Below are 13,186 nucleotides of genomic sequence, written 5' to 3'. Positions count from 1 at the left end.
GGGCAGATAGGCCGGAGGTGGAAGCGCGGCAACGCGTGGAGCTGACCGGTACTAATACGCCGAGGCCTTAACCTCTTTTTGTTTTCTTTGTTCCTTGTCTTGGTGCTTTATATAGTTTGGAAAGATTCTTGGTGGCTTTTGCGGAGGGGGTACACCCGGTCCCATGCCGAACCCGGCAGTTAAGCCCTCCAGCGCCGATGGTACTGCGATTCGCTTCGTGGGAGAGTAGGTCGCTGCCAAGAGTCTTTTCTATTTTTTCTACTACCAGCCCCGATCATCCTTCGATGGTCGGGGCTGGTAGGTTATTATTCTGTATATTTCCTCTCCTGCGCCCCTCTTGAAAAGAAACTCCATCTCTGCTATACTCTCCAAGTCTTGAAGAAACGAGGACATCGCGGGGTGGAGCAGTTGGTAGCTCGTCGGGCTCATAACCCGAAGGTCGCAGGTTCAAGTCCTGCCCCCGCAACCAATATGCGGCGGTGTAGCTCAGTTGGCTAGAGCATACGGTTCATACCCGTAGTGTCACTGGTTCGATTCCAGTCACCGCCACCATCGAATTATTCAGCCCCTTGAGAGGGGCTTTCTTTTTTTGAGAGTATCTCCAAAATTGTTTGACTGAGTAGTTCTGCGATGATATCATCTCCTCGTTTAAAATGATGCCCGAGTGGTGGAATTGGTAGACACAAGGGACTTAAAATCCCTCGCCTGTAAGGGCATACCGGTTCGAGCCCGGTCTCGGGCACCAATATCGTTTTTTATCGTCTGTTAATGGCGGTATGGGAGGACTCCATGTGGAGTCCTCCCATTTTCTTGCCGGTTAAGTTGCATCGTGTTCGACGTCGTGATAAAGTTATTCTCGCTTTATTGCTTTAAAGTGAGGAGGAGCGACTATGAGCCATATTTTAAGACTTGATAAGAACGAGTGTCCTTATTCGATCCCTTCATACATAAAGGATGATGTCGATAGGGCCCTTCTATCCGTGGAACCCAACAGGTATCCCGATCCCTCTTACGGAGAGCTTCGTCAGGTGTTGGGAGATTATGTCGATTTTCCCGCAAGTTCAATCGTACCGGGAAACGGCGGAGACGAAATCCTATGGATGATCTTTGCTGCGTGGGTAAAACCTGGAGATACGGTGTTGACTTTGAATCCGTCTTTCTCTCAATACGAACATATGTGTAAGGTGTTCAAAGCCAGGTCTCTCTCGGTTCCCATGGTCTTCGACGAGACTGCTTTTAAGGTCTCGGTGGACGAGGCGGCTTTTATGGGGGCAATAAAAAAGGCTTCCCCGTCTTTGATACTCTTGGATTCCCCCAATAATCCCAGCGGGATGCTCCTCTCCGACGATTTTATAGATTCGGTGGTGCAGAACTCCTCCTGTCCCGTCATAGTGGACGAAGCCTACGGTGAGTTCGCCTCTAGGAGATATCTTGATCGTTTTACCACAAAGACTCTTCCCGAAAGGGTCTCCGTTTTGAAGACGATGTCCAAGGCATGGGGTATCGCCGGATTGAGGGTGGGGTGTCTCGTGACCTCAGAAAAGGTATCCCGTTTTCTGAACGATCTAAGGAGTCCGTTTAACATCAACGTATATTCCGAGGCAGTGGCCCTGACCCTGCTGAAAAATCGGTCTTGGCTGGAGGAGAGAATAAAGACCATCGTCTCGACCAGGGAAAAATTCAGAGAGTCCCTCGCGGAGATGTCTCGATGGAAAGCTCTACCCAGCGATGGCAACTTTCTCCTGGTCGATGGTCCTATACCTGGAGAGAAATCGGTCTCTATGTTGAGGGATCGACATGCTGATGTGAAGAGGTTTAATCTGCCCTGGGAGGGCGAGTGGGTCCGTATAACCGTAGGTACCGATGACGAGATGAATCGTTTGCTCTCTATAATGGAGAAACTGTAAATCCTTTCTTGTGTACTTGTAGACTCTATTGGTTGGTGATACTATGATGTGGAGATTTTGAAGATATCAGGAGGCAGGAAAGGAGGATTCAGGACGTGGAGAAATGGAAAGATCGTCTTACAGATCAGCTCTGTTCAGCCGTTCTGTCGTTAGAATCCCAGGAAGAGGTCTATTCGTTTCTGGAGGATATCGCCACTATCGGCGAGATAAGAGCGTTGGCGCAACGCCTTGAAGTCGCAAGGCTTTTACGTGATGGTTATACCTATCCTCAGATAGCTCAGCAGACCGGCGCCAGCACCGCCACTATAAGTCGGGTGAAAAAGTTCCTGGAATACGGTGCCGACGGTTACAGAATTGTCCTGGAACGCCTCCAAAAGGGCACAAAGGAATAATTCCGACATAATTACGAATCCTTTGGGGGAGGTCCGATGTCAGGACTTCCCCCAATTTGTCTCTCTATCTCTCGTCGTCTTATGGCAGCTCCGTCAGTTCTGTTGTAAAATACGGAGGCTGTCCCTAGGGAGGGTATTTCCCCTGGGTTCCATGTATGTGGTCGTGTGGACCTCACGGAGAGGTTCTTTTTTTTTCCCCTTTTATCCCGTCCGGAGGTGTGATAAAGGTGAGACGTTGTTCCGAGAAATTAGGGAAGACCTTACACCGTGCCGGCGTAAGACAGGGATGGTGGGATGCTAAAAGGATAGCGGTGGCAGTCTCCGGAGGAAGTGATTCAATGGCGTTGCTTTGGCTGATGCTTAACTGTTGGCCCAACGATATCTCTGTAATCCATGTCGAGCATGGGATAAGGGGAGATTCTTCAAAAGCGGATGCCTGCTTCGTCAAAGAACACTGCGAAAAGCTGGACATACCGTGTTGCGTAGTCTCGAGGAACGTCCCAGGCGAGGCCATGAAGGGAGAGTCCCTGGAACAGGCTGCTCGTAGAATACGCCACGAGGCCTTGGCGTCCAAGGCAGAGGAGATAGGATCGGATTTCGTGGCCCTGGCCCATAACTCGGACGATACTGTGGAGACCTTTTTTCTCAACCTGGCCAGAGGTTCCGGAGCCTACGGGCTTGCCGGAATTCCCGAGGTCAGGGATCGTTTCGTCCGGCCAGTCCTGGAGATCTCCAGGGATGAGCTGAGAGAGCTGCTGAAGGAAGTCGGATGGAGCTGGGTCGAGGACGAAAGCAATCAGGAAGACATCTATCTTCGAAACAGGATAAGACACGAGGTCCTGCCCCTCTTGGAGAAAAGGATAAACAGTGGAGTCCGTCGTCACGTTCTCTCATTGATCGAGGAGATGTCGGATCTCCGTAGGGAAGAAGAGAGAACCGCCTCCGACCTATCTCGTTCTCTGTTCTCCTTTATGCCTTGGTCTCTCTACTCTCTGGATAGATCCGGCGTGATGGATCTATCGAAAGGGCATAGAATTTGGCTCTTCCGTCACGTAGGTAGAGAGCTTGGACTGAGGACTTTGTCTAGACACAGGACGGAGATCCTTTCGGATCTACTGGAACGTTCTTCCAGATGGCGTTTTCAATGGTCAGAGGACGTCGAGCTATGTTGCTGCAAGGATCACCTTATATGGCTGACTAGAGAGTCCCTGGAGGAAAGGTCTTCCGAAACGATCGTTCTGTCCCTTACTAGAGGAGAATCGGAGTGGTTTGGAGAGGAGATCTCCTGGTCTTGTCTGGAGGAAGGAATCCCCTTCAGAGAAGGTCTCGTGGCCAACGTCCCTGTCTTGCCGAAGGATGGGGAATGCCTAATCGACGTAGTTCCTCTCTCTTCTATAAAAAATAAGGAGAAAAAAGCCGTAAGAGGTAGTTTCCCCTGGTGTATCGAAAACAAAATTCCCGTAGTGAGGATAAACGGAATACCCTATTGGTCTCCCAGGATCGGAAATTGGTTCGGGCGGTGGGTTTTTCCGCTGGATAGTGTAAAATGTGATGGTGTTTGTTCTATAAGGTTTACCCATCCCCGTCAGGGGTAGGAAGGAGAGCGTCGGATGGATTACGAGGTTGCCGGAACCCTCATAGACGAGGGAAGGCTAGCCCGAAGAGTAACGGAATTGGGAAAGGCCATAAGCGTCGACTACAACGGCAGGGAGCTCATCGTTATAGGAATACTTAGGGGAGCGGTCATTTTCATGGCCGATCTGGTTCGGGCTATAGACGATAATGTCGATGTCAGCATGGATTTTATGAGTGTATCCTCTTACGGGGACTCTACGAAGTCCAGTGGCGTGGTGCGCATAAACAAAGACCTGGATAACTCTATAAAGGACAAAGACGTTCTCATAGTGGAGGATATCGTCGATACGGGACTTACCCTTTCCTATCTCAGGAGGGTTTTGATGGAGCGAGGACCGAAAAGTCTGGCGATATGTTCCCTGTTAGACAAGAAAGAGAGGCGGATCGCCGATATCTCCGTCGATTACGTTGGCTTCGATATACCCGATCTTTTCGTCGTAGGATACGGTTTGGATTATGCGGAGAGATGGCGTAACCTTCGGTCGGTCCACTCGGTGGAGCCTACGGTCGAGGCATAGCTGGAAGGAGGTAAAAATTTGCAGCGATTGGTAAAGAACCTCGGGCTCTACCTGATCCTGATCGTTCTGGTTGTGAGTCTGGTAAACGTCTTTCTCTCGCCGGAACAGAGGGGGGTCAACGTAAGAGACCTGAGCTACAGCCAGTTTCTTCACGAAGTTGATAGCGGTCGTATAAAATCGGTGGTCATAAACGATTCCACCCTTACAGGCAAGACGGTGGACGGCAAGGATTTTGTCACCTACGTGATAGGGGCGGGAGATATCGCCCAGGACATCACTAAAAAAGGTGTGGACGTCAAAATAGCCCCTCCGCAGAGAAATCCCTGGTGGGTCACCATGATGTCCTCTTTGTTCCCGACGTTGTTGCTCATAGGGGTCTGGATTTTCTTCCTGTACCACATGCAGGGAGGTGGCGGGAAGGTCATGAGTTTCGCCAAGAGCAAGGCTAAGATGTTCCTGGACAATCGTCCCAAGGTCACCTTCGACGACGTAGCCGGATGCGACGAGTCTAAGGAGGAGCTTCAGGAGGTCATAGAATATCTGAAGGATCCGTCCCGTTTTACCAAACTCGGTGCCACCGTTCCCAAAGGGGTCCTTCTTCTCGGGCCTCCCGGTACCGGGAAAACCCTTCTGGCCAGAGCCTGTGCGGGGGAGGCTGCGGTACCCTTTTTCAGCACCAGCGGATCCGACTTCGTGGAGATGTTCGTAGGGGTAGGAGCCTCGAGGGTTCGCGATCTCTTCGAGCAGGCCAGGAAATATCAACCCTGTATAGTCTTCATAGACGAGATCGACGCGGTCGGAAGACAGAGGGGAGCAGGTCTAGGAGGCGGACACGACGAGAGGGAGCAGACATTGAATCAGCTCCTTGTGGAGATGGACGGATTCGACGAGAAGACCGGCATAATCCTGATCGCCGCTACCAACCGTTCGGATGTACTCGACCCCGCCCTGATGAGGCCGGGAAGGTTCGACCGTCATGTCGTGGTGGATCGCCCCGACGTCAGAGGGCGTAAGGCCATACTGGACGTCCATATAAAAGAGAAAAAACTGGACGAGTCGGTGAACCTCGAGGTGGTCGCCAAGAGAACTCCCGGTTTCGTGGGGGCCGACCTGGCCAACCTGGTAAACGAGGCCGCCCTATTGGCTGCCAGATCCGGCAAGGAGAGGATCTCAATGGACGAGCTGGAGGAAGGGATCGACCGTGTCCTGGCCGGTCCGGAGAGAAAGAGCCGTCTGATAGGAGAGAAGGAAAAGAATATTATCGCGTTCCACGAAACAGGCCACGCTTTGGTGGCGAAATTTCTTCCGGGATGCGATCCGGTTTATAAAATATCCATCATTCCCAGAGGCAGTATGGCCTTGGGCTATACCCTCCAGCTTCCGGAGGAAGATCGTTTCCTCATGTCGAGGAACGAGCTTTTAAACAACATCTGCGTCCTTTTAGGAGGAAGGGTCACTGAAGAGCTGGTTTTCGGTGATATAACCACCGGAGCCACCAACGACCTGGAAAGGGCCACTCAGATAGCGAGACAGATGGTGACTCAATATGGAATGAGCGAAAGTCTGGGTCCTGTCACCCTCGGGAAAAAACAGCACGAGATATTCCTGGGCAGAGATATTGCGGAGGACAGGAACTACAGCGAGGAGATCGCCTACGCCATAGACAGAGAGGTTCGCTCAATCGTCGAGGGCTGTTACGAAAAGGTCAAGACCATCCTCTCGGACAATATGGATAAGGTGGACCTGGTCGCACAGACCCTTCTAGAAAGGGAGATAATAGACGGGAAGGAACTTTCCGTTCTTCTTGGAGAAGTCATTGAGGAGGAAGAAAAACAGGCGCCTCAGCCACAGGAGGACGATGCTAACTCCGACGAAGATTCACCGCAAGACGACATCCCCAAAGAGAATCCAGAAGAAGACGGAGTGAACTTTCAGGCATAATTAGATCGGGAGCGAGGGGATTTCCCCACGCTCCCTTCGTCTCTTTTCGGGAGGTGAAAGATATGCCCAGTCTTTTCAAACTCAAGTCTCCCTGGCCTCCTTCGGGCGATCAGGGCCAGGCTATAGACAAACTATCCGAGGGATTCGAGAAGGGATTGAAGTATCAGACTCTCATGGGGGTGACCGGGAGCGGAAAGACCTTTACCGTAGCCAATGTGATACAGAAGGTCCAGCGACCCACACTGATCCTGGCTCACAACAAGACCCTGGCGGCTCAGCTCTACAGTGAGTTCAGGGACTTCTTCCCCGACAACGCCGTCCATTATTTCGTCAGCTACTACGATTACTATCAGCCGGAGGCCTATGTACCTTCGTCGGATACCTACATAGAGAAGGATGCTTCGGTCAACGACAGAATAGAGAAGCTACGTCTCGCCGCCACCAAGGCGCTGATAGAGAGAGAGGACGTAATAGTGGTCGCCAGCGTATCCTGTATATACGGTCTGGGAAAGAGAAAAAACTACGAGGAAGCAGTGATACCCTTCTCGGTGGGGGAGACCTGGGATCGAAGGACCTTCTTGGAATCCTTGATGGCAGGATACTACAGCAGAAACGACGTCGCCCTTTCCCCCGGTAACTTCAGGGTAAGAGGGGATGTGGTGGAGATCTTCCCGGCCTACAGCGATACCTGTCTCAGGGTGGTGTTTTTCGACGACGAGATAGAATCCATCGAGGAGACGGACCCCGTTTCTGGGAAGACCGTTCTTCGCAAGGAGAGAGCTGCCATATATCCCGCTCAGCATTATGTCACGACGGACGAGGCGGTGGCAGGAGCGATGAAGGCGATCTCGGAGGAGATGAGGCAGCAGGTGGACCTTTTCACCTCTCAGGGAAAGTTCATAGAAGCTCAGAGGATAGAGAGCAGGACCAGATATGACATGGAGATGCTGGTCGAGACGGGATATTGTTCCGGCATAGAAAACTACTCGAGGTATATGGACGGCCGCTCCGAGGGAGAGCCTCCCGGTACGTTGATAGACTTCTTCCCCGACGATTTTCTGCTGGTGGTGGACGAGTCTCACATCACCTTGCCTCAGGTCAGAGGGATGTTCAACGGAGACAGGGCCAGAAAGGAGACCCTGGTCAACCACGGATTCCGTCTGCCGTCCTGTCTCGATAACCGTCCTCTTCGTTGGGAGGAATTCGCCCGCTACATGAACAGGACCCTCTTTCTATCGGCCACGCCGGGAGACTGGGAGTCGTCCGTGTCGGAGCGGATAGTCGAACAGGTCATAAGACCGACGGGCATACCGGATCCGGAGGTTTTGATAGTCCCCGCCACAGGTCAGGTAGACGATCTTCTCGAGCGATTGAGAGAGGTCATAGGCAGGGACGAGAGGGCACTGGTGACCACCTTGACCAAGAAAGGGGCGGAGGACCTCGGAGGATATCTGGTAGACCTCGGACTAAAGGCCAAATATATCCACTCCGATCTGAACACCTTCGAGAGAGCGGACCTTATAAAGGAGCTACGGTCGGGGGGCGTCTCGGTTCTGGTAGGGGTAAATCTGCTTCGCGAGGGGATGGACCTTCCTGAGGTGACGTTGGTGGCCATACTCGACGCGGACAGAGAGGGCTTCCTTCGATCCTACCGTTCGCTCATACAGGTTATGGGACGGGCCGCCAGAAACGTCAATTCCAAGGTGGTCCTCTACGCCGACGAGATGACCGACAGCATATCCAAAGCGGTGGACGAGACGGTAAGACGCAGGGAGCTCCAGATAAAGTACAACGAAGATCACAACATCGTGCCTCAGACGGTACATAGAGAGATAAGGACTCTTCTTCCGGAGGAATTGATGAAGGACGCCCTTCCTAAGGGGCCTGACAAGTGGGAGGAGACTTTCGAGGGCATGGAGGAACGGGATCTCGAGAGGCTGATGTGGGAGGCCGTGGAGAAACTTCAATTCGAGAGGGCGGCTACCCTCAGAGACATATTGGGAACTATAAGGGGAGGGGAGATGCCCCGTGTCGCATCGGGTAATTCGCATCGTAGGCGCAAGAGAACATAACCTGAAGAATATATCGGTGGATATTCCGAAAGATACCCTGACGGTCATAACCGGGCCTTCCGGTTCGGGAAAGTCCTCCCTGGCTTTCGATACCCTCTATGCGGAGGGGCAGAGAAGATACGTTGAGTCCCTGTCAGCCTACGCTAGACAGTTCCTCGGGGTTCAGAAAAAACCGGACGTGGACGATATAGACGGACTCTCACCTGCAATATCCATCGAACAGAAAGGGGTTTCCCACAACCCTCGGTCGACTGTGGGAACCGTAACAGAGATATACGATCATCTACGGCTCATCTTCGCCAGGATCGGCGTTCCCAGATGTCCGTCCTGCGGTGCCGAGCTTCACAGGCACAGCGTGGACGAGATGGTGGATCTGCTCTTGAGGGAAAAAGAGGGCAAAAAAGCGGAGATCTTGGCGCCGGTGGTGAAGAGAAAAAAGGGAGCGTTTAAAAACCTCTTCGTCGACCTCAGAAAAAAAGGTTTTCTGCGGGTTCGAGTGGACGGTGAGGTCTATTGGCTGGAAGAGGATCTGGAGTTGGATAAAAAACGTCCTCACGATATCGAAGTCGTGGTCGATCGTCTGAAGATCGTGGAGGACCGTAAAAGCAGGATAGCCGAGGCCATCCAGGTCTGCCTGGATCTAAGCGACGGATTCGTCTCGGTAGAGACCGAGGACGGAGAGCCCCGTAGACTTACGGAAAGACACGTCTGTCCCGATTGCGATACCTCTTTTCCCGATCTCGAGCCGGCGCTCTTCTCGTTCAACAACCCTTCGGGAGCCTGTCCCGATTGCTCCGGTATAGGGAGCCATAGGGCTTTCTCCGAGGACCTGGCGGTAGTGACCGATTTGCCTCTTCTGGACGGGGCGCTGCTTCCGTGGCGTAAAAACCACTACATGCTTCGTCGTCTCACATCCCTGCTGTCCTCGCTTGGGATAGACGGGGATCGGCTTTACCGGGATCTCTCGGAGGAAGAACGATCCATCGTGCTTAACGGCTCCGATAGAAAACTTCGGCTCACATTCGAGAGAAAAGGGATTACTTCCGAGTATATGGGACGCTATGAAGGCCTTCTGACCTGGTTGGACAGGCGTTGGCGCGAAAGCGACTCGGAGGCGGTAAGAGAAGAACTGTCCCAGTATCTATCGGAGGATATCTGTCGTTCCTGCTCCGGATTGAGACTTAGACCGGAGAGCCTCAGCGTTTTCATAGGAGAGTGGAACATAGGCCAGTTGGTCTCCATGCCGGTGGACGAGCTGTTGCAGGTGATTAAAAATCTCTCCTTAAACGATAGAGACAGCTCTATAATAGGTCAGGTTCTCTCCGAGCTTATAAAACGGTTGGAGTTTTTGGTGCAGGTAGGAGCGGGATATCTTTCTCTGAACAGAAGGGCTGATACCTTGAGTGGAGGGGAAAGTCAGAGGATAAGGCTGGCTACCCAGATAGGCTCGAAACTAACGGGAGTACTATACGTTTTGGACGAACCTACGATAGGCCTGCACCCGAGAGATACGGGCAAGCTCATAGAGACACTTGTCACCATAAAGAGCATAGGCAATACCGTGGTGGTCGTGGAGCACGACAGAGACGTTATGAACGCCGCCGATTATTTAGTAGAGATAGGGCCGGAGGCAGGAGAACAGGGAGGACAGCTGATTCGTCAAGGATATAGAGATGAATTCGACGATTCGGTGGGCAAAACCGGTCCCTACATAAAAGGAAAGGCCTCAGGCATATACAGAGAGGGAAGACTCTCTCCCGGGGAAGACAAACTGAAGATTTTTGGAGCCTCGGAAAATAACCTTAAGGATATGGACGTAGAGATTCCCCTGGGCAACCTGGTCTGTCTGACCGGGGTTTCCGGATCTGGGAAAAGCACGTTGCTGTACGACGTCATCTACAGAGGGATAAAGAGAAAGATGGATAAATCCTACAGGATAAGACCTGGAGCTCATCGAAACATAGAGGGCTGGGAAAAGATCCGTAAGGTCGTCATGGTGGATCAAAGCCCTATCGGCCGTACTCCCAGGTCTAATCCGGCTACATACACCGGATTGTTTACCCATATCAGGGAGTTCTTCTCTCGGATGCCCGAGGCCAAGATAAAGGGATTCGCTCCCGGGAGGTTCAGCTTCAACGTCAGGGGCGGTCGCTGCGAGGCCTGCGGAGGGGCGGGGGTCCAGAAGGTCTCGATGTTGTTTATGCCGGATGTCTACGTCGACTGCGAGGTCTGTGGAGGAAAAAGGTACAATAGAGAGACCTTGGAAGTTACCTATAGAGGTAAAAGCATAGCGGATGTGCTGGACATGACGGTGGATGAAGCCCTAGGGCATTTCAGCGAAATACCGGCCATTGCCTCCAGATTGGCCTTCATACAGGATGCCGGTCTGGGTTATATCAAGCTCGGTCAATCAGCTTTGACCCTCAGCGGAGGAGAGGCCCAGAGGGTGAAGTTGGCAAAGGAGCTTGGCCGCAGATCGGGAAAGGGAACCCTGTATCTCTTGGACGAGCCGACCACCGGTCTTTTTTATACCGACGTAGTAAAGTTGATAACGATACTGAGAAAATTGGTGGATCAGGGAAACAGCGTGGTGGTCATAGAGCACAATCTGGACGTCATATGTTCCGGAGATTACGTCGTAGACCTTGGCCCGGAAGGCGGCGTAGGCGGCGGAAACTTGGTCGCCTCGGGAACTCCCGAGGATTTGGCTGAGAAAAAATCGGGATATACCGGTTATCATATAGACCGTTATCTTGAGGAAGGGAGATGACTGACCTGAAGGACAAAAGAAAAGTTCGATCGGATCGTTCCAAAGGAAGAACCACGAGCTCCCGTCGTTCGGAAGATAAAGATCTATGCTGGGGAAGAAACGCGGTAATATCGATGCTCGAGACGGTCCCCTCAGCCTGTAAAAAGATATATCTGGCTACAGGTATTCAGACCGCATTTCGAGACGACCTTCTGAGTTTGGCTGGCAGGAGCGCCGTTGAGGTGACCGAGGCCAACGGATCCTATCTGGACGAGATCACCGGAGGAGAAAAACACCAGGGTATAGTGGCGAATATAGATCTGCCGAAGCCGAAGGACCTATCGCAGCTGGCTCCGGAAAAAGGCCCTTCTATTTTGCTGGCCCTGGATCACGTGAAGGATCCTCATAATTTCGGAGCGATGATAAGAACGGCTGAGGCTGTAGGGGCACTCGGGGTGATATACCCCTCCAGAAGATCTGTAGGCGTAACGGGAACCGTGATAAAAACCAGCGCTGGCGCGGCTTTCAGGGTCCCCCTGTACGAGGTGACCAATCTGGTTCGCTCTATGGAAATCCTCAAGAAGGAAGGATACTGGGTGGTCGGTTTGGACCATGAGGCACCTAGAGATATATGGTCCAGCCCCCTGCCTGATAAACTTGTGCTTGTAGTGGGTTCAGAGGGGGAGGGACTGTCCAGGCTCTCTTCGGAGAGATGCGACGATCTTCGCAGAATTCCCATGGTCGGAGAGACCGGGTCTCTGAACGCCAGCGTCGCTGCGGCTTTGGGTATGTTTGAATGGCGCAGATTAAATCCATTGGCTGAATAGAACGAGAGGAGCTGTCCGGATTGAACGATGTGAGACGTAAAATCGCTGTAATCGGAGCCGGTGCTTTAGGAGGTGCCGTCGCCGAGGGGCTCTATCTTAAGGGACAGGACGTCATGGTCTACGATACTAGCGCCGAAAGACGTCTGGACATGGAGGGTAAGGGCATCTCCGTAGCCGATGAAATGGACGAGGCCCTGATGCACGGTGAAATTGTATTCTGGGCCTTAAAGCCCCATATCGTCTTGTCGGTGATAGAGACCAACTCCGACAAACTCTCCGGAAAACTCTGTTGTTCTCTGGCGGCCTGCGTGGATTTGAAACTATTGAAGAAGAGCGCTTCCGATGCCCGTTGGACCAGAGCCATGACCAATATATGTGCGTCGGTATGCAAGGCTTTCACCGGATATAGCCTATCGGCTGAGGTTACCGAAAAAGACAGAGAGTTTCTTCGCGAGGTTCTATCCTTTATCGGGCTGGCTAGAGAAGTCTCCGAAGGCGATCTGGACGGTATTACAGGAATATCCGGCTCCGGTCCGGCCTATGTCTTCACCATCCTGGAGTCCTTCATCCAGGGCGGACTGGCCTCCGGTCTGAAAGCGGACGTCTCCTTCGAGGCCGCGGCGATGACCCTGATAGGATCCGCCGAGCTCGCCCTGCAGGGGGGAGAGCATCCCGCGGCCTATAAAGACAGGGTATGCACCCCCGCTGGCACGACCATAGATGCCTTGAGGGTTCTCGAATCCGGTGGTCTCAGGACGTCCATTATCGAGGCGGTCGTCGTTGCCAGCGAGAAGGGACGTTCCGGTGCTCGTGCCTTGAGAGAAAATTTATCGAGTAGATAGAAGCTCTTTATGCCGGAGTAGTGGAGATCGGAGATTGACAAGAAGCCCTATCCCATGTAAAATTCTCTGGCGTTGGCGGGTGGTTAGTTCAGGGGTAGAACGCTTCCTTGACGCGGAAGAGGTCAGAGGTTCGATTCCTCTACCACCCACCATTGAGTGCAAAGCTTCGACTACGGTCGGAGCTTTTTTTGTAACTTTAAATAGTGAAGTTTATTGACGCGACTGTTGTTTGATCATGAAGAAACATGGTTATCGATAAAAACACTTCTCCAGAAGATCTGTTTTTACATCTTTTTTCTTCGG

At 52.3% G+C, this 13,186-nt stretch carries 9 protein-coding genes, 4 tRNA genes and 1 rRNA gene; all 14 read left to right on the top strand.

Going from position 1 to position 13,186, the window contains the following annotated elements; all coding sequences use genetic code 11:
* Window positions 1-127: 127 nt before the first annotated feature.
* The 14 genes from rrf (at window position 128) to L2W58_RS01940 (ending at window position 13,035) form a co-directional block, all read left to right on the top strand.
* Window positions 128-242: ribosomal RNA gene (gene rrf, locus L2W58_RS02005) — 5S ribosomal RNA — on the top strand.
* Window positions 243-393: 151 nt separating this feature from the next.
* Window positions 394-469 (top strand) — tRNA-Met (locus L2W58_RS02000).
* 6 nt (window positions 470-475) lie between these two features.
* Window positions 476-552, top strand: a tRNA-Met gene (locus L2W58_RS01995).
* Between the two features lie 106 nt (window positions 553-658).
* Window positions 659-745: transfer RNA gene (locus tag L2W58_RS01990), tRNA-Leu, on the top strand.
* A 145-nt stretch (window positions 746-890) separates the two neighbouring features.
* Window positions 891-1,907, top strand: a complete 1,017-nt coding sequence (locus L2W58_RS01985; protein WP_236101331.1) for a pyridoxal phosphate-dependent aminotransferase — start codon at window positions 891-893, stop codon at window positions 1,905-1,907.
* Between the two features lie 95 nt (window positions 1,908-2,002).
* The gene (locus L2W58_RS01980) at window positions 2,003-2,299 is read left to right on the top strand and encodes a YerC/YecD family TrpR-related protein (RefSeq protein ID WP_005661955.1); all 297 of its coding nucleotides are present in this window, start codon (window positions 2,003-2,005) and stop codon (window positions 2,297-2,299) included.
* Window positions 2,300-2,526: 227 nt separating this feature from the next.
* Entirely contained in the window at window positions 2,527-3,894 is a 1,368-nt protein-coding gene (gene tilS, locus L2W58_RS01975) for a tRNA lysidine(34) synthetase TilS (RefSeq protein WP_236101329.1), read from the top strand.
* A gap of 15 nt (window positions 3,895-3,909) precedes the next feature.
* Complete coding sequence (gene hpt, locus L2W58_RS01970; protein ID WP_236101328.1) at window positions 3,910-4,452, top strand: hypoxanthine phosphoribosyltransferase; 543 nt, start codon at window positions 3,910-3,912, stop codon at window positions 4,450-4,452.
* Window positions 4,453-4,470: 18 nt separating this feature from the next.
* Window positions 4,471-6,393 (top strand): ATP-dependent zinc metalloprotease FtsH, encoded by a 1,923-nt coding sequence (gene ftsH / locus L2W58_RS01965; RefSeq protein WP_236101327.1) that lies wholly within the window; start codon window positions 4,471-4,473, stop codon window positions 6,391-6,393.
* A gap of 62 nt (window positions 6,394-6,455) precedes the next feature.
* Complete coding sequence (gene uvrB, locus L2W58_RS01960) at window positions 6,456-8,465, top strand: excinuclease ABC subunit UvrB (RefSeq protein ID WP_236101325.1); 2,010 nt, start codon at window positions 6,456-6,458, stop codon at window positions 8,463-8,465.
* On the top strand, window positions 8,422-11,235 hold the full coding sequence (gene uvrA, locus L2W58_RS01955; RefSeq protein WP_236101324.1) for an excinuclease ABC subunit UvrA: 2,814 nt from the start codon (window positions 8,422-8,424) through the stop codon (window positions 11,233-11,235). The genes uvrB and uvrA overlap by 44 nt, the downstream gene beginning before the upstream one ends.
* A complete protein-coding gene (rlmB, locus tag L2W58_RS01950) occupies window positions 11,232-12,041 on the top strand; it encodes a 23S rRNA (guanosine(2251)-2'-O)-methyltransferase RlmB (RefSeq protein WP_236101323.1) in 810 nt (269 codons plus the stop codon). The genes uvrA and rlmB overlap by 4 nt, the downstream gene beginning before the upstream one ends.
* A gap of 29 nt (window positions 12,042-12,070) precedes the next feature.
* Complete coding sequence (gene proC / locus L2W58_RS01945; protein WP_236101322.1) at window positions 12,071-12,883, top strand: pyrroline-5-carboxylate reductase; 813 nt, start codon at window positions 12,071-12,073, stop codon at window positions 12,881-12,883.
* 77 nt (window positions 12,884-12,960) lie between these two features.
* Window positions 12,961-13,035 (top strand) — tRNA-Val (locus tag L2W58_RS01940).
* The last annotated feature ends 151 nt before the right edge of the window (window positions 13,036-13,186 follow it).

Source organism: Dethiosulfovibrio faecalis (assembly GCF_021568795.1).
In the GTDB taxonomy this organism is placed as follows: domain Bacteria; phylum Synergistota; class Synergistia; order Synergistales; family Dethiosulfovibrionaceae; genus Dethiosulfovibrio; species Dethiosulfovibrio faecalis.
Note: the sequence above shows the minus strand (reverse complement) of the source record. Positions and strands in the feature narration are given on the sequence as shown.

Coding starts and splice junctions, on each gene's coding strand:
- hpt (WP_236101328.1), top strand. CDS start 3,910: ATGGATTACGAGGTTGCCGGAACCCTCATAGACGAGGGAAGGCTAGCC.
- rlmB (WP_236101323.1), top strand. CDS start 11,232: ATGACTGACCTGAAGGACAAAAGAAAAGTTCGATCGGATCGTTCCAAA.
- L2W58_RS01985 (WP_236101331.1), top strand. CDS start 891: ATGAGCCATATTTTAAGACTTGATAAGAACGAGTGTCCTTATTCGATC.
- uvrB (WP_236101325.1), top strand. CDS start 6,456: ATGCCCAGTCTTTTCAAACTCAAGTCTCCCTGGCCTCCTTCGGGCGAT.